Annotated in this window: 18 protein-coding genes; 15 read left to right on the top strand and 3 right to left on the bottom strand. The window is 71.6% G+C overall.

What is annotated here, in order from left to right; translation table 11 throughout:
* Positions 1 to 393: 393 nt before the first annotated feature.
* The gene (locus ACWEN6_RS18590) at positions 394 to 2,097 is read left to right on the top strand and encodes a SpoIIE family protein phosphatase (RefSeq protein WP_452571305.1); all 1,704 of its coding nucleotides are present in this window, start codon (positions 394 to 396) and stop codon (positions 2,095 to 2,097) included.
* A 105-nt stretch (positions 2,098 to 2,202) separates the two neighbouring features.
* Here ACWEN6_RS18590 and ACWEN6_RS18585 read toward each other — a convergent pair whose 3' ends face one another.
* Positions 2,203 to 2,655 carry a winged helix-turn-helix transcriptional regulator gene (locus tag ACWEN6_RS18585; protein ID WP_452571304.1) on the bottom strand — a complete coding sequence of 151 codons (453 nt, stop codon included), beginning with the start codon at positions 2,653 to 2,655 and terminating at the stop codon, positions 2,203 to 2,205.
* A 91-nt stretch (positions 2,656 to 2,746) separates the two neighbouring features.
* Here ACWEN6_RS18585 and ACWEN6_RS18580 point away from each other — a divergent pair, with 91 nt between their 5' ends.
* From ACWEN6_RS18580 to ACWEN6_RS18535, 10 genes are all read left to right on the top strand, one after another.
* Positions 2,747 to 3,340 (top strand): dihydrofolate reductase family protein, encoded by a 594-nt coding sequence (locus ACWEN6_RS18580; protein ID WP_452571303.1) that lies wholly within the window; start codon positions 2,747 to 2,749, stop codon positions 3,338 to 3,340.
* Positions 3,341 to 3,938: 598 nt separating this feature from the next.
* A complete protein-coding gene (locus ACWEN6_RS18575) occupies positions 3,939 to 5,306 on the top strand; it encodes a lectin (protein WP_452571302.1) in 1,368 nt (455 codons plus the stop codon).
* 170 nt (positions 5,307 to 5,476) lie between these two features.
* Positions 5,477 to 5,851 carry an MmcQ/YjbR family DNA-binding protein gene (locus tag ACWEN6_RS18570; RefSeq protein ID WP_452571301.1) on the top strand — a complete coding sequence of 125 codons (375 nt, stop codon included), beginning with the start codon at positions 5,477 to 5,479 and terminating at the stop codon, positions 5,849 to 5,851.
* 191 nt (positions 5,852 to 6,042) lie between these two features.
* On the top strand, positions 6,043 to 6,795 hold the full coding sequence (locus ACWEN6_RS18565; protein ID WP_452571300.1) for a maleylpyruvate isomerase family mycothiol-dependent enzyme: 753 nt from the start codon (positions 6,043 to 6,045) through the stop codon (positions 6,793 to 6,795).
* Positions 6,796 to 6,887: 92 nt separating this feature from the next.
* Positions 6,888 to 7,532 (top strand): restriction endonuclease, encoded by a 645-nt coding sequence (locus tag ACWEN6_RS18560; protein WP_452571299.1) that lies wholly within the window; start codon positions 6,888 to 6,890, stop codon positions 7,530 to 7,532.
* A 321-nt stretch (positions 7,533 to 7,853) separates the two neighbouring features.
* Positions 7,854 to 8,021 (top strand): hypothetical protein, encoded by a 168-nt coding sequence (locus ACWEN6_RS18555; protein WP_452571298.1) that lies wholly within the window; start codon positions 7,854 to 7,856, stop codon positions 8,019 to 8,021.
* A 257-nt stretch (positions 8,022 to 8,278) separates the two neighbouring features.
* Positions 8,279 to 8,698, top strand: coding sequence for a hypothetical protein (locus tag ACWEN6_RS18550; RefSeq protein ID WP_452571297.1), 420 nt, complete (start codon positions 8,279 to 8,281; stop codon positions 8,696 to 8,698).
* Positions 8,688 to 9,956 (top strand): hypothetical protein, encoded by a 1,269-nt coding sequence (locus tag ACWEN6_RS18545; RefSeq protein ID WP_452571296.1) that lies wholly within the window; start codon positions 8,688 to 8,690, stop codon positions 9,954 to 9,956. The genes ACWEN6_RS18550 and ACWEN6_RS18545 overlap by 11 nt, the downstream gene beginning before the upstream one ends.
* Before the next feature lie 179 nt (positions 9,957 to 10,135).
* Positions 10,136 to 10,639 carry a hypothetical protein gene (locus ACWEN6_RS18540; RefSeq protein ID WP_452571295.1) on the top strand — a complete coding sequence of 168 codons (504 nt, stop codon included), beginning with the start codon at positions 10,136 to 10,138 and terminating at the stop codon, positions 10,637 to 10,639.
* A gap of 52 nt (positions 10,640 to 10,691) precedes the next feature.
* Positions 10,692 to 11,585 carry a hypothetical protein gene (locus tag ACWEN6_RS18535; RefSeq protein WP_452571294.1) on the top strand — a complete coding sequence of 298 codons (894 nt, stop codon included), beginning with the start codon at positions 10,692 to 10,694 and terminating at the stop codon, positions 11,583 to 11,585.
* A 120-nt stretch (positions 11,586 to 11,705) separates the two neighbouring features.
* Here the strand turns inward: ACWEN6_RS18535 and ACWEN6_RS18530 are convergent, their stop codons facing one another.
* Together ACWEN6_RS18530 and ACWEN6_RS18525 are read right to left on the bottom strand one after the other, a co-directional pair.
* On the bottom strand, positions 11,706 to 12,236 hold the full coding sequence (locus ACWEN6_RS18530) for a dihydrofolate reductase family protein (protein ID WP_452571293.1): 531 nt from the start codon (positions 12,234 to 12,236) through the stop codon (positions 11,706 to 11,708).
* Positions 12,237 to 12,668: 432 nt separating this feature from the next.
* Positions 12,669 to 12,866: a hypothetical protein gene (locus ACWEN6_RS18525; protein WP_354919846.1), complete on the bottom strand. Its 198-nt coding sequence runs from the start codon at positions 12,864 to 12,866 to the stop codon at positions 12,669 to 12,671.
* A gap of 171 nt (positions 12,867 to 13,037) precedes the next feature.
* Here ACWEN6_RS18525 and ACWEN6_RS18520 point away from each other — a divergent pair, with 171 nt between their 5' ends.
* The 4 genes from ACWEN6_RS18520 to ACWEN6_RS18505 all read left to right on the top strand — a co-directional run bounded on the left by ACWEN6_RS18520 (position 13,038) and on the right by ACWEN6_RS18505 (position 17,740).
* Positions 13,038 to 14,162 carry a LacI family DNA-binding transcriptional regulator gene (locus ACWEN6_RS18520; protein ID WP_452571292.1) on the top strand — a complete coding sequence of 375 codons (1,125 nt, stop codon included), beginning with the start codon at positions 13,038 to 13,040 and terminating at the stop codon, positions 14,160 to 14,162.
* Complete coding sequence (locus ACWEN6_RS18515; protein WP_452571291.1) at positions 14,159 to 15,688, top strand: sugar ABC transporter ATP-binding protein; 1,530 nt, start codon at positions 14,159 to 14,161, stop codon at positions 15,686 to 15,688. Before ACWEN6_RS18520 ends, ACWEN6_RS18515 begins: the two co-directional genes overlap by 4 nt.
* A complete protein-coding gene (locus ACWEN6_RS18510; protein ID WP_452571290.1) occupies positions 15,672 to 16,640 on the top strand; it encodes an ABC transporter permease in 969 nt (322 codons plus the stop codon). The genes ACWEN6_RS18515 and ACWEN6_RS18510 overlap by 17 nt, the downstream gene beginning before the upstream one ends.
* 131 nt (positions 16,641 to 16,771) lie before the next feature.
* Positions 16,772 to 17,740 carry a substrate-binding domain-containing protein gene (locus tag ACWEN6_RS18505; RefSeq protein ID WP_452571289.1) on the top strand — a complete coding sequence of 323 codons (969 nt, stop codon included), beginning with the start codon at positions 16,772 to 16,774 and terminating at the stop codon, positions 17,738 to 17,740.
* The last annotated feature ends 1 nt before the right edge of the window (position 17,741 follow it).

Raw genomic sequence — 17,741 nt, 5'->3', positions numbered from 1 at the left:
CCTCCGGCATGGGCCAGGTCAAAGGCAGGGCAAGCGTCACGGTGGGCCCAACCCTCCTACGCGGTAACACAATTCCCGTGGCGCGGTGTGATACCGGCCACTCGGCCCGCCGGACATGCGACCTCACCCGCCGTCACCCGTCGCTTCATGGCTGATCACCAGGTCACACAGCGGACGATCACCCGGTCCAGAGCTGGTTCCACGATGACCGCGCCGTGCTGTCGCGCCGTCGTCCCAGCGAGGCCACAGACCATCGCTTGAGGAGTTCTCGCGAAAGGAAACCAACGGTAGGTGCTAATTTACTCACGGTAGCCGCAGACCCGCACGGGGAGGAGTCGACGCACCTCCTCGCGGCGCCGGGCACGATGTCCCATTCGTTTCCCAGGGGGTCCGATGGCGCCTGCGACGAGAACAGAGGCACCTGCGGACGAGGTCCGCCGGCCGCGCCCGAGCGTGCGGCACCTGGCCGGCTGCGCCGCCATACTGCTCGACGCCGACGGGCGCGTCACTCAGTGGGGCGGAGGGGCGGTGCGCCTGTTCGGGCGCCCGCCCGAAGGGGCCATGGGCCACGACATCTGCGACCTGCTGTTGCGCGGCACCCGCCGCGAGACCGTCCAGCGGGCGCTGCGGCAGGTCGCGTCGGGCGTGCGCTGGTGCGACGTGCTGTCCGCCGAAGGCGCCGACGGCCGCGTCCACGACGTCGTCTTCACCTGGGAGCCGCTGGCCCATCCCGGTCCCTGGGGCGCGGTCATGGTCACCGCCGTGGACGCCTCCCCGCCCCGGCACGACGGCGCCGACGCCTCGGCCCGCGAGCGCCTCGCCCTCCTCGACGAGCTGAGCACCCACATGAGCGCCACCCTCGACCCCCGGCAGGCCGCCGAGGATTTCACGGCGTTCGCCGTGCCGCGCGTCGCCGACACCGCCACCCTCTACGTCATCGAGGGCCTGCTCAGAGACGAGGAACACCCCGAGCGCGCCCCCGACGGGTCGATGCGCGTCCGCCGCCTGGCCCTCAAGCTCGGCGCCCGCCAGACCGACGAGGTCAAGTGGCACGCCGCCTTCCCCGTCGACGAGGTCGTCGGCTACAGCGCCCGCCATCCGGCCTCCCGGTGCATGACGGCGAACGCGCCGGTGTTCTCCTCGGCGGCCGAACTGGAGATCGACTACCTCGACCGCATCATCGGCGTCCTCGGCGAACCCGCCCTGCGCTACCTCGAGATGTCCTCCTTCCTCACCGTGCCGCTGACCGCCCGGGGCATGGTCCTCGGCTTCATCGCCCTGTCGCGCTTCCCCGACCGCAGCCGCTTCGACGAGCACGACAAGGCGCTCGCCGAAGACCTCGCCGTCCGGGCGGCCATCTCCATCGACAACGCCCGGCTCTACACCCGCGAGCGGCGCACCGCGCAGGCCCTGCAGGACAACCTCGCGCCGCGCACGCTCACCGCACCGCCCGGTCTGGAGGTCGCCCACCGCTACCTCCCGGCGAGCGCCATGCGGGCGGGCGGCGACTGGTACGACGTCATCCCGTTGTCCGACACCCGCATCGCCCTGGTCGTCGGGGACGCCATGGGGCACGGCGCCGTGGCCGCCGGCGCGATGGGGCAGCTGCGCGCCGCCGTCCGCGCCCTCGCCGGCACCGACCAGCCCCCGGACGCGGTGCTGCGCAGGCTGGACCACATGGCCGAGGACATGGATGCCATCCAGTGCGCGACGTGCCTGTACGCCATCGTCGACCTCGCCACCCACACCTGCTCGCTCTCCTGCGCCGGGCACCCGCCGCCCATCCTGGTGAGCCCCGACGGCACGGCGTCCGTGCTCGACCTCCCGGCGGGGCTGGCGCTCGGCCTCGGCGATCCCGCCTTCGCCCGCGCCTTCACCACCACCGAGGTGCCGATGCCGCCCGGCAGCACCCTGGCCCTCTACACCGACGGCCTGGTCGAAAGCCGCGAGCAGGACATCGACACCGGCATCGCCACCCTCCGGCGCGCCCTCGCCTCCCCCGGCCCCACCCTCGAGTCCACCTGCGAATCCATCATCGCCGCCCTCCCCCGCCAGTACGACGACGTCGCCCTCCTCCTCACCCGCACCACCTCCTGACGGAACGGGTCCGGCGGCGAGGAGGCGAACCCCACCCATCGCCCCCGCCGCCGGTGACCGATGCCGCGCCCACCCACGACCGCTTACGGCCGAACGGGGAAGTGGTCACACGGCTGCGCCGGGCCCTGGGAGGGGGTCGACGTCGGGGGCGTGCATCGGTTCGCCGCAGTGGGCGCAGCGCAGGTCTACCGCGCTGACCTCGCCGCACGCGTGGTGGCGGTAGAGCACCGGCGGACCGGCCTCGCCGGCGAGCCATTTGTCTCCCCAGCCGGTCATGACCATGAGCAGGTCCACCAGCTCGGTGCCCTTCTGTGTCAGGACGTACTCGTAGCGGGGGCGCCGGTCATAGGGACGGCGCTCGATCACTCCATGCTCGACCAGGTGGTTCAGCCGCTCGGTGAGGACCTTGCGTGAGATTCCGAGGTCGGCCTGGAGCTGCTCGAAGCGGGTCAGGCCGACCCAGATGTCACGCAGAACCAGCGGCGACCAGGGCTCTCCGATGACGTCGAGCGTGCGCGCGATCGAGCACGCCATTCTGCTGAAGTCCGTGCGCTGCATGGAATCAGCATAGCAATCAGGGTTCCCTTAGGGAACGTCGCCTGCTACGGTCATGAAGTCTCTTCAAGGAACTCCAGGAAGGATCACGCGGATGAGCAAGGTCATCAGCGCCCACGCGGTGTCGGTCGACGGGTACATCACCGGTCGCGAGCCGGGCGCGGGGCGCGGCCTGGGCGACGGGACGATGCTCTTCGACTGGTACTTCGACGGCGACACCCCCAGCCAGGTGTTCGAGGGGTTCAAGCTGAGCGGGCCCAGCGCGCGCCTGTTCGACGCCCTCGCCGGGCGCGTCGGCGCGCTCGTGGCGGGCCGCAACACCTACGAGGACTCCGACCACTTCGGAGGCGGCGGACCCCACCCGACGGCCCGGCCGTTCATCCTCAGCCACCGGCCGGCGCCGGAGATGACCGAGCGGCAGACCCTGGTCACGACCGGCATCGAGGACGCGGTCGCCGCGGCCCGCGAGGCCGCCGGCGGGCGGGACGTCTTCCTCATGGGCGGCGGGGTCGTGACCGCGGCGTTGAAGGCGGGGCTCCTCGACGAGGTGGTCCTCCACCAGGTGCCGGTCCTGCTCGGCGGCGGCCGGCCCTTCTTCCAGGCGCTGCCCGAGCACGTACGGCTCCGCCTCATCGAAGCCGTCCCGGCGCCCGGGGTCACCCACCTGCACTACGAGATCGAGCGATGACCCCCGCCACCGGCGACCTCGCGCCGCCCGCGCCGGCCCGGACGACCTGACCACAGCGCCCCATCTCCGTCCCCGCCTGACACCGGCTGGGCAGGTGGCCGTCGGACGACGAACCGATGTGATCCGAGCGCCCATGCCGGCAGCGCCCGTGCGCGGCCGGGGCAGGCGGAAAATGGCCTGGCGCCACGTCATCGAACACGCGAACCGTTCCGGTGAAAATTTCACTACATGTGTCAAATGTGGTCATACGTCTTACCTGGTCAAGGCAAGAGACAAGTGAGGAGCGCATCGCGACGAGACGGGGCGTCGTTGACAGGTCCCGTCACCGTCGGATGTGCTCCGCTGTGCGTCACCTCACACCAGCGCGAAGAGAATGCGAAACGGTTCGACACGCTCCGGACGCTCGACCCTCGAAACGCGGTCCGGCCGCGGTGAGGGCCCCGGGACGCATCCCCTTCCGCCGGGATCCGGCGCCGCCGCGTTCACCCGGAAGGTGCCGGATCAACGGCCGACCATGCCTGCCGGCCGATGTCTCACCCCCTGATCAAGGAGAAATGATGATTTTCTCTCCCCCGTCCCTCGCCGAGGGGACCGCCCCATGTTGAGACACAGATCCATCTTCGGGGCGGTCGCCGTCGCGGCACTCCTGGTCCTCGCCACCGGTCAGGCGGCGCTCAGCAGCATCCGCGAGAGCGCGTCGGCCGCGGCCGCGCCGACCAGCGGATGCGGCAAGGCCCCCACGCTGGCGAGCGGCTCGCACACGATCAGCAGCGGCGGCCAGAACCGCAGCTACATCCTGCGGGTCCCGCCCTCCTACGACAACAACCGCCAATACCGGTTGATCTTCGGGTTCCACTGGGTGGGCGGCACGGCCAACGACGTGGACTCCGGCGGTACCGACGGGTACAACTGGTCGTACTACGGCCTGAGGCGACTGGCGGACGCCGCGAACAACAGCACGATCTTCGTCGCGCCGCAGGGCATCGGCAACGGCTGGGGCAACTCCGGCGGCCAGGACGTGACCTTCGTCGACAACATGCTGAGCCAGATCGAGGCCGGCCTGTGCGTCGACACCTCGCAGGTCTTCTCCGCCGGGTTCAGCTACGGCGGCTCGATGACGTACGCGCTCGCCTGCGCCCGCCCGACGGTCTTCCGCGCGGTCGCGGTCTACTCCGGCGGACAGCTCAGCGGGTGCAGCGGCGGCACTCAGCCCGTCGCCTACATAGGAGTCCACGGACTCCGCGATGGCACGCTGTCCATCGCCACAGGACGGTCGCTGCGGGACACCTTCGTCAGGAACAACGGCTGCACCGCGCAGAACCCGCCCGAGCCGGCGCAGGGCAGCCTGACGCACGTCGTCACGTACTACTCGGGGTGCCGGGCCGGGTATCCGGTCGCCTGGGCGGCGTTCGACGGAGGCCACGACCCGGGTCCGATCGACGGGTGCACCTGCGGCGGCTGGAGGAGCTGGACCCCGGCAGAGGTGTGGAAGTTCTTCACGCAGTTCCAGTCCGGCGGCCCGTCGCCCTCTCCCTCGCCCACGGTCTCCCCGACCCCGACCCCCACTCCCACCGCAGGTGGCGCGGGCGCCATCCGTGGCGTCGGATCGGGCCGGTGCGTGGACGTGACCGGCGGCTCGCAGGCCAACGGCGCGCAGGCGCAGATCTCCGACTGCAACGGGCAGGCGAACCAGCAGTGGACCACGACCAGCGCGAGTGAGCTGCGGGTGTACGGCAACAAGTGCCTGGACGTGAACGGCGGCGGCACGGCCAACGGCTCCACCGTGATCATCTGGGACTGCAACGGGCAGAACAACCAGAAGTGGCGGTTCAACTCCGACGGCACCATCACCGCCGTCGGCGCCAACAGGTGCCTGGACGTGCCGAACAACGCCACCGCCAACGGCACCAAGCTCGCCATCTGGGACTGCAACGGCGGCGCCAACCAGCGCTGGACCCGTACCTGATCCCAGCGCAGAGATCCTCGGGCACCACCCTCGCCGGGCCGGCCGATCGGCCCGGCGAGGTCTCTTTTTCCGATGACCGCCAGGCGTTCGGCCTGGATCCCCGCGGGCCATCGGCCGGCGGTTCTGGGCGCCCCTGCGGAATGTCGGTGGGGGCGGTTACCGTGCCGATCGTGACCATCGATGACGAGCGGACGATCACGGTCGAGGACGTGCGGCGGGTGGCGATGTCGCTCGCCCGCACCGAGGAGGCGCTGGTCCGCGACCACGTGAAGTTCCGGGTGCGGGGCATCGTCTACGCCTCGATCTCCCCCGACGAGACGCTGATGGGGTTCGGGTTCCCGAAGGAGGAGCGCGCCGCCCTGGTCGCCTCCGAGCCGGAGAAGTTCCTCATGCCCCTGCCGTCCGACGAGCGCTACCACTGGGTCCGCGCCCGGCTGTCGGCCCTCGGCCACGACGAGATGCGCGAGCTGGTCACCGACGCCTGGCGCATGGTCGTCCCCAAGTTCCTCGTCCGCGCCCACGACGAACGGCAGGCACGTCCCTGACCCACCGGCCGGAAGGGGAAGGAACCTCCCTGACCCACCGATCGGAAGGCAAGTCCTCCCTGACTGACCGATCGGAAGGCAAGTCCTCCCGGACCCACGAGTGGGGAGGAAGGACCTCTCTGATCCGCCGAGTCGGGAGGGGCGGGGAAATGGGTGAGCGCGGAAGTCGGGTGGGCTGGTTCGATGGGGGCATGGAATCCTCCCGTCTTCTCCAGCATCTCGCGGAGAACTTCTCGCTTCTGCGTGCCGCCGTCGTCGCCACCGACCCCACGGCCCCCGTGCCGTCCTGCCCCGACTGGACCGTGGCCGATCTGGTGGAGCATGTCGCCAAGGTCTATCTGCACAAGGTCGAGTGCATCCGGCTCGGCGCGTTCCCCGACGACTGGCCCGAGGCCATCCCCGCGGACCCGGTCACCGCGCTCGACAGGTACTACGAGCGGCTGACCGCCATCTTCGCGGAGCACACCCCCACCGACCCGGCGGCCACCTGGCACGAGCCCGACCAGACGGTCGGGTTCTGGATCCGCCGCATGACCCAGGAGACCGTCATCCACCGCGTCGACGCCGAGCTCGCCGCCGGGGGCGGCCTCTCCCCCATCGCCGGCGACCTGGCCTTCGACGGAGTGGACGAGGTGCTGAAGCTCTTCCTGGGGTACGGGAGCACCCGCTGGAAGGACGAGTTCGGCACGCTGCTCGACGCGCCCGACTCCCGGCCGCTGTCGGTCGCCACCGGCCACCATGCCTGGACCCTGCGGGCCGTCCCAGGCGAGGTGGAGGTGCGGGACGCCGCCACCGGCTTCGACGGCGACGCCCTGGTGAGCGGCGAGGCCGAGCCGCTGCTGCTGTGGCTGTGGAACCGCGGCGGCGGCGACGCCGTCCGCCTGTCCGGCGACCAGGCACTGCTGGCCCAGTTCCAGGCCCTGCGCACCGCCGCCACCCAATGACCGCCCGCCCGGGCCGTTGAGCGGGGCCGAAATTGTCGGTGGCGGCGTTCACACTCATCGGCGAGACCACCTGACTTTCGAGGAGGTTCCCGATGGCGCGACGACGGCCCGCCCGGCGCGGAGGGCGCGGCTCCGGCGGTGAGGGCATCATGTGGGCGGTCGCGGGGCTGGTGGCGGCGGTCCCCCTGGTCAACGCGACGGTGAAGTTCGTGCGGGCGTCGTGGCCGGGGCTGCTGGTCGCCACCCTCGCCGCCGGGGCCGTCCTGCTGGGGGTGGCCTTCCTGGCGGCCCGCCGGGCGCGCCGCCATCGCGACCACTACCTCCAGGCCAACGCCCGCCTGGAGGCCATCGACCGCATGAGCGGCGAGCGGTTCGAGCACCTGGTGGCCGAGCTGCTGCGGCGCGACGGCTTCCGCAAGGTCCGCGTGGTGGGCAAGGCCGGGGACGGCGGGGTGGACATCCTGGCCACCGCCCCGGACGGCCGCCCGTTCGCCGTGCAGTGCAAACGCTGGACCGGCAATCTCGGCGCTCCGCACGTCCGCGAGTTCCTCGGCGCTCTCGCCCACACCTTCGCCGGTCACACCGGCGTCCTGGTCACCTCCAGCGGGTTCACCCCGCCCGCCCTCCGCGAGGGCCAGGCCGCGGCCCTGGCGATGGTCGACCGCGGCGACCTCGCCGAGTGGGCCCTCGGCACTTCTCTCCCTGCCCTCCTGACCCACCACCGCCTCAGCGTCTGAGGCGGCGGCCCGCGCCGGCCCGCACCAAGCATGAACCGCCGCCAGCCGGCACGGCCGTCGTAGGGAGTCAGAGGGAGGTAGGGAGTCAGAGGGAGTAGGCAGGGAACAGGTCGGTGGTGGGCCAGGTGGTCACGGCGTTGGCGGCCTTGTGCAGCAGGGCGTCGATGTCGCCGTACCCGAGGCCGGAAGGGTCGTCGCGCTGGTCGAAGAATTGACAGGGCCATGGTGGCTCCTTAGCTTTCAGGGGTTCTCATACATGGAAGCCGTTCATATGCGTGTACGAGGAGAGGCCATGTCGTCATCCCCCTCGCCTTCGTGGACATGAGCTCCGGCTATCACTGGCAGGACGCGCGATTCGCCGAATATCGCAATTTCGGCCCTGGCGCCGCGATGCCCGTCCCGGGGAACCGGCCCCAGCTGACGCCCGCGCAGGCCACCGAACGGACCGTCCGCACGCACCTCGGCGATTGGCGCCCGTCGATCGAGTGATATAGCGTTCGACGGCCCGGCGACCAGCGGAACGGGTCCCCAACTGGGGCTCGGCGCCGTCCACGAACGCACTCCCGCCGCCTTCGTCAGGCCCGACCGATGTCCATAACTCGTCGTTGACATGATTGTCGGTTCCTTACTCAGTAAACATTCATGCGAAATGCCACGATGCGTGGAAAAACTCCGCGGGGAGCTGCATACTGGCCTGGCATCAGCCGTCCAGTGGGGAACGCGTCGCACGCAGAGGAGTTCAAGCGATGGATCCCGCCCTGGCCGGCCTCGCCGCCGCCGCGGGAGCGGCTCTGGTCCAGGCCATGACCCGTGACACCTGGGAGGCGACCAAGGCGCGCCTGGGGAGGATCTTCGGCCACCACGCCGCCGCCCGCGCCCCCGACCTGGCGCGCGAGCTCGAGAGCAGCGAACGGCGCCTGCGGGAGTCCCCCGTGGTCCTCGCGCCGGTCGCCGAAGAGGAGGGCCGCCGCTGGGCGGGCCTGCTCGCGGACTTCCTGGCCGAACACGGGGAGGCCGCCCCCGAGGTCCAGGAGCTCGTGCGCGACCTGCATCTCGCCGGGCGCGACTCCTTCACCGTGGTGCAGCGGATCACCGCCGGGCGGGACGCCTACACCGCCGGCCGCGACCAGAACGTGCCCCCGGGCGCGGACGACGATGAACGGTGACCGCGTCCAGCGGGTGGCGGCCCGGCGCGACGCGTACACGGCCGGACGCGACCTGCACGTGACCGTCGTGCGCGAACAGCCGGGGCCGTCCGGGGCCCTCGCGCCGGCGCGGCCGGGGGTCTCCCGTGCCCCCGGGCGCGCCCCGCGCGACGACCGCGGGGCGGCACCCGGCCATCGCGGGACGACGTACGACGGGCTCGGGACGATGCACAAGGGTCGCGAAGGGGAAGAAAGGGGCGTCTATCGGCGGGAACGGTCGCTGTTCATGCACTACGTCAACCCGGAAATCCTGGCCTGTCAGGGCTGGGACGCCACCGGGCACGACACCGGCCGCATCCTCGAACAGGCACTGCGCACGACGCGCCTGGCCGTCCTGCTGACCGACGCCTACCTCATCTTCCCCTCCTCGTACATGTTCGAACTGCCCTGGTTCGCGGTGTTCCTGGAGCGGATGGCGCCGCTGGTCCGCGCAGGACTGGTCCGGCACACCTCGCCCACGCCGGAGCTGACCGCCTACCGCGACCTCAAGGCCCGCGAGTACCGCCACGACGAGCGCAACCCGTACTCGGCGCCGCCCCGGCTGCGTTCGGCGCCGGAGCCCATGTGGTACCCGCGCTTCGGCAGGCCGACGGCCGCCGGCATCGCCGAGCTGTGGGTGCGGGCGCTGGCCCCCGGAGGCGACCTGACCGGCGTTGTGCACGCGATGGCGCGGGCATGGCGCCGCCCGCACGGCAGGGTCGCGAACATCCTGGCGAAGTCGCCCGACCGGCTGGAGGGGCAGGCGTTCGTCGCCCGCTTCGTCGCCAGGACGCTGCCCGGACCGGTGCCGGGGGACGCCGGGAGCCTGCTGGCGCTGTTCCTGTCTGCCGCCTACCTGCGCTGCTATGTCCGCGACCTGGACACCGCCGTTCTCATGGACCTGCCGATCGGGCCGCTCTCGTGCCGGCTCGGCGAGACGGAGGAGGGGATGAAAGGGCGGGTGCTGTCCTCCCGCCGCCTCGACCTCGCGCTCCGATGGCTGCGCGTCGATCACTTCGTGCACCGCACGGCGACCTGGAAGGAGCTCGTTCTTCTGAGATCCAGCCCTGAGTTCGGCATGATGACCTCGATGCTGTTCGGGAACGGCTCGGCGGACGCCTTCAGGCTCGCGGTCATCGGCGCCGGGAGGTCGCGGCGCTTCGGTCCCGCCGTCACCTGTGGGGACGCGCTGTCCAACGTGGCGGCCGTGGTGGACCGGATGGCCCGCGCGCTCGGCTGACCGCTCCCGGCATCCCGCGCCGGACCGGCCGCGGGCCGGGCGTCCGGGGCGGGTGAGCGCCGCGGGCGGTGCGATCAGGGCGAGGGAAAGCACCAGTGAAGGTCTCGGTGTACTGCTCCGGTTCGATCACCAAGGGTTCTCGCGACCGCGGGAAGCTCACGTGGTCCGACACGGAGAGGATGGAGGTCGCCAAGGGAGCCGCGCCGCACGAGGTCGTCTTCCTCAACCCCGACGACCCGATCACCGACCCGGGCAACATCCTCGGGCAGTTCGGCCGCGACATGTACCAGGTCATGATCGCGACAGCGGTCGTGGTGGACGCGCGCGAGAGGCGGGGCCTGGGCATCGGCGTCGAGATGGCCGCCGCGGCGGCCTTCGGCACGCCCGTCGTCACTGTCGCGCCGCCGAACTCCAAGTACCGGGCCGACCTGCTCGAATATCGGGGAGCGACCGTCCGCGACTACGTCCATCCGCACGTCGCCGCGCTGTCGGCGGCCGTCGTCGAGGACTTCCTGCGCGCCGGCGAGGCCCTCGCGGCGCTGGTGGAGGCCGGTGGCGTGCCCGCGACGGGCGACGTGCCCGGCTGGCTCGGCGGGGCGATCAGCGAATACCGCCACAACGTCCTCCACGGGGACGTCCCGATGCTGGAGGCGCTGCGGCTGCTCGACCGAACCCCAGGATGACCAGGACCGCCGCAGGGCCGTCCCGGATCCTGGACGACCCGAAGGAGGGCCCATGGTGCTCGACACCGAAGGCAGCACCGCGGAACTGCTCGAGGCCGGGACGCACGGCTCCCGCCTCTACGTCGTGCGCAACGAGGCGCTCGAACGCATGCTCTTCGACCGCAACCTCATCGGGGCCGGTTTCCGGCGCGCCTGCCTGGCGTCCAGCCGTCACTTCGCCGGCCACCTCGCCGACGAGTACGACCCGGCCCGGACGGCCGAACTGGTGATCCTGAGCAAAGGGCTGGTGTACCAGCTCGGGGACGCTGTCCTGCGGCAGAGCGGGCACAATCTGCCGCTGAACCTGGTCGCCACCTCGCGCGTGGCCGTGTCCGGCGCGTCGGCGCACGTCGAGGTGCCCTACGCGCAGATCGAGGCGCCCGCCGAGACGCTGCTGATCGCCGACACCGTCGCCTCCGGAGCCACCGTCATCGCCGCCGTCGGCCGCTACCTGGAGACGCACGCGCTGAAGCGGCTGTACGTCCTGTCCTACGCCGGGGCGTTGCGCGGGGCGCGGCGGATCGCTGCGTACTGCGCGGCCAGGGGCGTGCGTCCGACGTTCCTGTTCGGACTGGCCGCCTTCGGCCTCGGCCTCAACGGCTTCGACCTGTCCTTCCTGCACCCTGAGACGGTCACCCGGCGCGCGTACGTGGAACGGGCCGCGCGGCAGTTCTCCGGCAAGGCGGTCTCGGCGGTGGGATGGGACTTCGGCTCGCAGGTGACCGCGCCGGGCAAGTACCGGCGGCTGTGCTGGCTGGAGGCCGAGGTGTGGGGCCTGCACGGCAGCGACTGCCTGGCGGTGGCCGAGCGGCCCGAGAGCTGGTCGCAGCTCGTCCACGAGCGCGCCGCCTACGCCGGCGCCCTCGGCCCCGGCTGGAAGCGCGTCATCGACACCCGCGAGAGCTGACCCGCGACGGGCCGGCCCGCCGGCCCCGGAGAGGCGGTCGGGCGCCGGTCGCCACGCCCGCCTCCCAGGACGTCCCGGGGTCGCCCCGCCCGGCGATGTGTGTGAGGCGCTGCGAATGGGTCAGCGGCCGTAGTCCAGGAACAGCGTGCCGTTCTTGCCCCGTTCGACCTCGAGCAGCGTCCACGACCGTACGTCGTCGCCCTCGAACACCCGCCTGCCGTGCCCCACCACCGCCGGTGCGACGACCAGTCGCAACTCGTCGACGAGCCCGGCCTGCAGCAGGGAACGCGCCAGGTCGATGCTGCCGTGGATGCCGATGTCGCCGCCGGGTCCCCGCTTCAGGGCGGTCACGTAGTCGCGCACCGGGGTGGTGACCGGCATGGAGTTCGCCCACTCCTGGGTGGGCACGCTGGAGGTGACGACGTGTTTGCGGGTGCCGTTGATGAAGTCGGCGAAGGGCTGGAAGTCGGACGTGGGCCAGTAGCCGGCCCAGTAGTCGTAGGTCCCGCGCCCCAGGAGGATGTCGTCCTGGGTGGCGATGACCCGGCCGAGGTAGGCGATGAGCTGAGGGCCGTCGTCGGCCATCCAGTCGCCGTCCTCGTAGGCGATCCCGTCCAGCGACATCAGATGGTAGAGCACGACCTTGCGCATGTGGTCCTCCTCGTGGTCGATCACGTACGTGGCGGAGATGGTGCCGCTCCCGCCGGTAGGGGCGAGCCGTTGTGGACCATGATGTGACCTGGCGCAGGGCCCGTGCGACACATTCGGCCGCAGCCGAATCCAAGGGAGCGGCGTATCGCACCAGGCGATACGCCGAACACGGCCCCGCCGGCGTGTTCGCGGACATGCGCTCGCTCATCCGCTGGGAAGGCCGCGACCTGCACCTGGAACAGCGTCCTGAGGAGATGTCCCGGGTACCGGCCGGCGAGGGGATGCTGCTGACCCCGTCCATCTTCGTCTGGCCAGGGCTGTTCTACCGCACCGACTCACCCGGCCGGCCGATCATCACCTATCCGGTGCGCGCCATCGCCACGCTGTGCGAGCGCGGCACCGCGCCCGAGCCCGACGCGCCGGCCGCCGTCATCAGAGGCCGCCGGCCTCGCCCCATTTGCGGGCGTCGAAGGCACGCTCCGGGACGTCCTGCGGCAGGTCGGTCTTGATCTCTTCCACCATCTGGCTCGGCAGGATTCGCTCGGGCAGCTGCCCGAACCTGACGAAGCGCAGGAAGGCGTACTCCTCGTCGGTGAAGCGCTCCGCGGGCGCGTCGTCGTCCTGGCCCATCGGTGACCTCCTCGGTGCCGGATCCATTGTCACCGGCGGCCAGCCGGAGCCGCAATGCGGACCTTTCACACGTTTCCGAGGTCGCACGATGTGACACAGGTCACGAGATGTCCGGTTTACAGCCATGTAATCGATTACATACCCTCATGAAATCGATTACATGGAGGACCGATGGCCCGGATCAAGGATGTCGCCGCGCACGCCGGCGTCTCCGTCGCCACGGTCTCCCGCGTGCTCAACGACAGTCCGTCCGTCACCGAGGAGACCAGGAGCCGGGTGTACGCCGCGATGACGGCCCTGAACTACGTGCCGAACGCCGTGGCGCGCTCCCTGCGCACCGAGGCGACCCGGACGCTCGGGCTGATCATCGGCGACATCCTCAACCCGTTCTTCACCGAATTGGCGCGGGCCGTCGAGGACGGGGCGCGGGAGGCCGGATACACCGTGGTCATCGGCAACGCCGACGAGCGGGCCGACCAGCAGGACCACTACGTGCGCACCCTGCTGGAGCAGCGGGTGGACGGGCTGCTCATCTGCCCGACCGCCGAGGTCACGCCGCTCATCGAGGAGGTCGCGCGCGGCGGGCGGCCGCTGGTCTTCCTGGACCGGACCCTTCCCGGCCTGGACGTCCCCTCGGTGCGCGCGGACGGGACCGAGGCGATCAGACGGCTGGCCGGCCACCTGCGCGGCCTCGGCCACCGGCGGGTCGCGTTCATCTCGGGGCCCGGCACGCTGTCCACCGGCCGTGAGCGGACCAGGGCGTTCCTCATGGCGGCGGCCGAGACCGGGCTGGAGGTGCCCCCGGAGTACGTCCGGGTCGGCGACTTCCGGGCCGGCAGCGGGCAGGCGCTCACCGCCGCGTTGCTGGACCTTCCCGAGCCGCCCGAGGTCATCTTCCTGGGCGACAACCTCATGGCACTCGGTGCGCTGGACGAGATCCGGAAGCGGGGGCTTCGGATACCCGGCGACATCGGGCTGGCGTCGTTCGACGACGTGCCGTGGTTCAGTCACACCGACCCGCCGGTCACCGCGATCAGCCAGCCGACGGCGGAGCTGGGCCGCGGCGCGGTGCGCGTGCTGCTGGACATCCTGGGGGGAAGGCGCGCCGACTCGGTGGTGCTCCCCGCCCACCTGGTCGTCCGCGAGTCCTGCGGCGAACGCCGACCGCACGCACGTCCACCGGACGGGCACGACCGCACACCGGACGGGCACCTGGACACACCGGAGGGGCACCCGACCACATCGGACGGGCACGCGGACACACCGGACGCGGTCGTCGGAAGGGGAACGGCATGAGCGAGCGGGGAGCGGGCCGCACGGACGCGCGGGAGGTCCTGCGGGTCGAGGGCCTGGGCAAGCGGTTCCCGGGCGTGGTGGCCCTGGACGGCGTCGACCTCGTGCTGCGCGCGGGAGAGGTGCACGTCCTGCTGGGCGAGAACGGCGCCGGCAAGAGCACGCTGATCAAGATGCTCTCCGGGGCCTACCACCCCGACTCCGGCCGCATCCTGGTGGACGGCGCGCCGGTCGAGATCCGTTCGGCGGCCGACGCCCGGCGGCTCGGCATCGCCACCATCTACCAGGAGTTCAACCTCGTCCCCCAGCTCACCGTCGGGGAGAACCTCGCCCTCGGACGGCCGCCACGCCGGTTCGGCCTGGTCGACACCCGGCGGATGCACGAGCAGGCCCGCGGGCTGCTGGCGCGGGTCGGCGTCGAGGTGGACCCGCGCACGAAGGTCGCCGACCTGGGCATCGCCCGCATGCAGATGGTCGAGATCGCCAAGGCGCTGGCGCTGGACGCCCGCGTCCTGATCATGGACGAGCCGACCGCCGTGCTGACGACCACCGAGGTCCAGCGGCTGTTCGCCATCGTCCGCCAACTGCGCGACCAGGGGGTGGCGGTGGTGTTCATCACCCACCACCTTGAGGAGATCGCGCAGGTCGGCGACCGGGTGACCGTGCTGCGGGACGGGCGCTCGGTCGACGAGGTGCCGGCGACGACGCCGCAGGAGGAACTGGTCCGGCTCATGGTGGGCCGGCCCATCGACCAGCAGTACCCCAGGCAGGCCGCCGACGCGGGCCCGCCTCTCCTACGGATCAGCGGCCTGACCAGGGTCGGCGCCTTCACCGACGTCTCCTTCGAGGTGCGGGCGGGGGAGGTCGTGGGCCTGGCGGGCCTCGTCGGCGCCGGCCGCACCGAGGTGGCGCGGGCCGTGTTCGGCGCCGACCGCTACGACTCGGGCCAGGTGCTGATGGACGGCCGCCCGCTCCCCCGCGGCGACGTGCACGCCGCGATGGAGGCCGGGCTCGGCCTGGTCCCCGAGGACCGCAAAGGCCAGGGGCTGGTCCTCGGCGCGGACGTCGCGGAGAACCTGGGCCTGGTCACCCTCCGCCGCGCGACCCGCGGCGGGTTCGTCGACCGCTCCGGACAGCGGGCCGCGGCCGGCCAGGTCGCGGCGCGGCTCGGCGTGCGGATGAGCCATCTCGGCCAGGAGGTCCGCACGCTCTCGGGCGGCAACCAGCAGAAGATCGTGATCGGCAAGTGGCTGCTCGCCGACGCCCGCGTGCTCATCCTGGACGAGCCGACGCGCGGCATCGACGTCGGAGCCAAGGTCGAGATCTACCAGTTGATCAATTCGCTCACCGCCTCCGGGCACGCGGTCCTCATGATCTCCAGCGACCTGCCGGAGATCCTCGGGATGAGCGACCGCGTGCTGGTCATGGCCAGAGGCAGGCTCGTCGGCGAGCTCGACGCGGCCGAGGCGACACAGGACTCGGTGATGGCCCTGGCCGTCACCGAGGTGGAGGATGCTCGTGTCCACTGACGTGCTCACCCGGCGCCCGGCGCTGCGCGGGCTGCTCGCCGAGAACGGCCCGGTCGTCGCGCTGGTCGTGCTCGCGGTCGCGCTGTCGCTGATGTCCGGCGACTTCCTGACCGTGACGAACCTGCTCAACGTGGGCGTCCAGGCGGCGGTCACCGCGATCCTGGCGTTCGGCGCGACGTTCGTCATCATCACCGGCGGCATCGACCTGTCCGTCGGCGCGGTGGCGGCGCTGTCGGCGATCACGCTGGCCTGGACGGCCACCTCCGCCGGGCTTCCCTGGCCGGTGGCGGCGGTGGTCGCGCTGGTCGTCGGCCTGGCCTGCGGGCTGGTCAACGCCGCGCTGATCGCCTACGGCCGGCTGCCCCCGTTCATCGCCACGCTGGCCATGCTGGGCGTGGCGCGGGGGCTGGCGCTGGTCGTCTCGCAGGGCAGCCCGATCGCGATGCCCGACGCCGTCTCCCGTCTCGGCGACACGCTCGGCGGGTACCTGCCGGTCCCGGTGCTGGTCATGGCCCTCATGGGCGTGGTCACGGCGGTCGTGCTGAACCGCACGTACGCCGGGCGCGCGATGTACGCGATCGGCGGCAACGAGGAGGCCGCCCGGCTGTCCGGCATCAAGGTGGACCGGCAGAAGCTGATCACCTACGCCCTGTCCGGGGCGTTCGCCGCGATCGCCGGCATCGTCCTGGCCAGCCGCCTGGCCTCCGCCCAGCCGCAGGCGGCGTCCGGCTACGAGCTGGACGCCATCGCCGCCGTCGTCATCGGCGGGGCGAGCCTGTCCGGCGGCAAGGGCCGGGCGCTCGGCACCCTCGTCGGCGCGCTGATCCTGGCCGTGCTGCGCAACGGCCTGAACCTGCTGTCGGTCTCGGCCTTCTGGCAGCAGGTCGTCATCGGTGTGGTGATCGCGCTGGCGGTGCTGGTCGACACCCTCCGCCGCAGCGGCGCCGGCTGAACGCCCCGGCGCCGCGCCACCGTCGCCGCGCCACCACGCCATACGCCCGCGGCCGCACCGCCCGCCCAGACCGTCCATGCCCTCTTTCCCCGACCTTCCGAACCACCGCGACACCAACGAGGTAGACCATCATGCGTATCCCCGCCCTTGTCCTGGCCGGCGCGGCGCTCACCCTCGGGCTCGCCGCCTGCGGCTCCGGCTCCTCCGGAGGCGCCTCCTCCGGGGGTTCAGGCGGCTCAAGCGGCTCAAGCGGCTCGGGCGTGAAGATCGGGATGTCGATCTCCACGCTCAACAACCCCTACTTCGTGCAGTTGCGCGACGGAGCCGAGGCCGAGGCCAAGAAGCTCGGCGCCACCCTGACCGTCACCGACGCGCAGAATGACGCGTCCCAGCAGGTCAATCAGGTGCAGAACTTCACCAGCCAGAGCATGAAGGCGATCATCCTCAACCCGGTGGACTCCGACGCCGCCGCGCCCGCCGTCAAGCTGGCGGAACGTTCCAGCATCCCGATCCTCGCCGTCGACCGCGGCGTCAACAACGCCCAGGTCGCCCAGACGGTCGCCTCCGACAACGTGGCCGGGGGCAAGCTCGCGGCCAAGGAGCTGGCCGGGCAACTGGGTGAGAAGGGCAAGGTCGTCGTCCTGCAGGGCGTCGCGGGCACCTCCGCCGCGCGCGACCGCGGGCAGGGCTTCATCGACGGCGTCAAGGCCTACGCCGGCATCCAGGTCGTCGCCCAGCAGCCGGCCGACTTCGACCGGACCAAGGGCCTGGACGTCATGACCAACCTGCTCCAGTCCCACCCGGACATCACCGGCGTGTTCGCCGAGAACGACGAGATGGCTCTCGGCGCGATCAAGGCCCTCGGCGCCAAGGCCGGCAAGCAGGTCAAGGTCGTCGGCTTCGACGGCACCCCCGACGGTCTCAAGGCGATCCAGGACGGCACCCTGGCCGCCAGCGTCGCCCAGCAGCCCGCGTTGCTCGGTCAGCAGGCCGTCCAGAACGCCGTCAAGGCCGCCGGCGGCGAGAAGCTGCCGGCCACCCTCGACGTGCCGGTGAAGATCGCCACCAAGGACAATCTCTCCGAGTTCTCGGCCTCCTGAC

Source organism: Sphaerisporangium sp. NPDC004334 (assembly GCF_053602655.1).
The sequence above is the reverse complement of the archived record's forward strand: the minus strand, read 5'-3'. Positions and strand labels throughout refer to the sequence as shown.

Bases quoted from the DNA above. Each gene is read 5' to 3' on its own strand.
- ACWEN6_RS18590 (WP_452571305.1), top strand. From the start codon at position 394: ATGGCGCCTGCGACGAGAACAGAGGCACCTGCGGACGAGGTCCGCCGG.
- ACWEN6_RS18585 (WP_452571304.1), bottom strand. From the start codon at position 2,655: ATGCAGCGCACGGACTTCAGCAGAATGGCGTGCTCGATCGCGCGCACG.
- ACWEN6_RS18580 (WP_452571303.1), top strand. From the start codon at position 2,747: ATGAGCAAGGTCATCAGCGCCCACGCGGTGTCGGTCGACGGGTACATC.
- ACWEN6_RS18575 (WP_452571302.1), top strand. From the start codon at position 3,939: ATGTTGAGACACAGATCCATCTTCGGGGCGGTCGCCGTCGCGGCACTC.
- ACWEN6_RS18565 (WP_452571300.1), top strand. From the start codon at position 6,043: ATGGAATCCTCCCGTCTTCTCCAGCATCTCGCGGAGAACTTCTCGCTT.
- ACWEN6_RS18560 (WP_452571299.1), top strand. From the start codon at position 6,888: ATGGCGCGACGACGGCCCGCCCGGCGCGGAGGGCGCGGCTCCGGCGGT.
- ACWEN6_RS18555 (WP_452571298.1), top strand. From the start codon at position 7,854: ATGAGCTCCGGCTATCACTGGCAGGACGCGCGATTCGCCGAATATCGC.
- ACWEN6_RS18550 (WP_452571297.1), top strand. From the start codon at position 8,279: ATGGATCCCGCCCTGGCCGGCCTCGCCGCCGCCGCGGGAGCGGCTCTG.
- ACWEN6_RS18545 (WP_452571296.1), top strand. From the start codon at position 8,688: ATGAACGGTGACCGCGTCCAGCGGGTGGCGGCCCGGCGCGACGCGTAC.
- ACWEN6_RS18540 (WP_452571295.1), top strand. From the start codon at position 10,136: ATGGAGGTCGCCAAGGGAGCCGCGCCGCACGAGGTCGTCTTCCTCAAC.
- ACWEN6_RS18535 (WP_452571294.1), top strand. From the start codon at position 10,692: ATGGTGCTCGACACCGAAGGCAGCACCGCGGAACTGCTCGAGGCCGGG.
- ACWEN6_RS18530 (WP_452571293.1), bottom strand. From the start codon at position 12,236: ATGCGCAAGGTCGTGCTCTACCATCTGATGTCGCTGGACGGGATCGCC.
- ACWEN6_RS18525 (WP_354919846.1), bottom strand. From the start codon at position 12,866: ATGGGCCAGGACGACGACGCGCCCGCGGAGCGCTTCACCGACGAGGAG.
- ACWEN6_RS18520 (WP_452571292.1), top strand. From the start codon at position 13,038: ATGGCCCGGATCAAGGATGTCGCCGCGCACGCCGGCGTCTCCGTCGCC.
- ACWEN6_RS18515 (WP_452571291.1), top strand. From the start codon at position 14,159: ATGAGCGAGCGGGGAGCGGGCCGCACGGACGCGCGGGAGGTCCTGCGG.
- ACWEN6_RS18510 (WP_452571290.1), top strand. From the start codon at position 15,672: ATGCTCGTGTCCACTGACGTGCTCACCCGGCGCCCGGCGCTGCGCGGG.
- ACWEN6_RS18505 (WP_452571289.1), top strand. From the start codon at position 16,772: ATGCGTATCCCCGCCCTTGTCCTGGCCGGCGCGGCGCTCACCCTCGGG.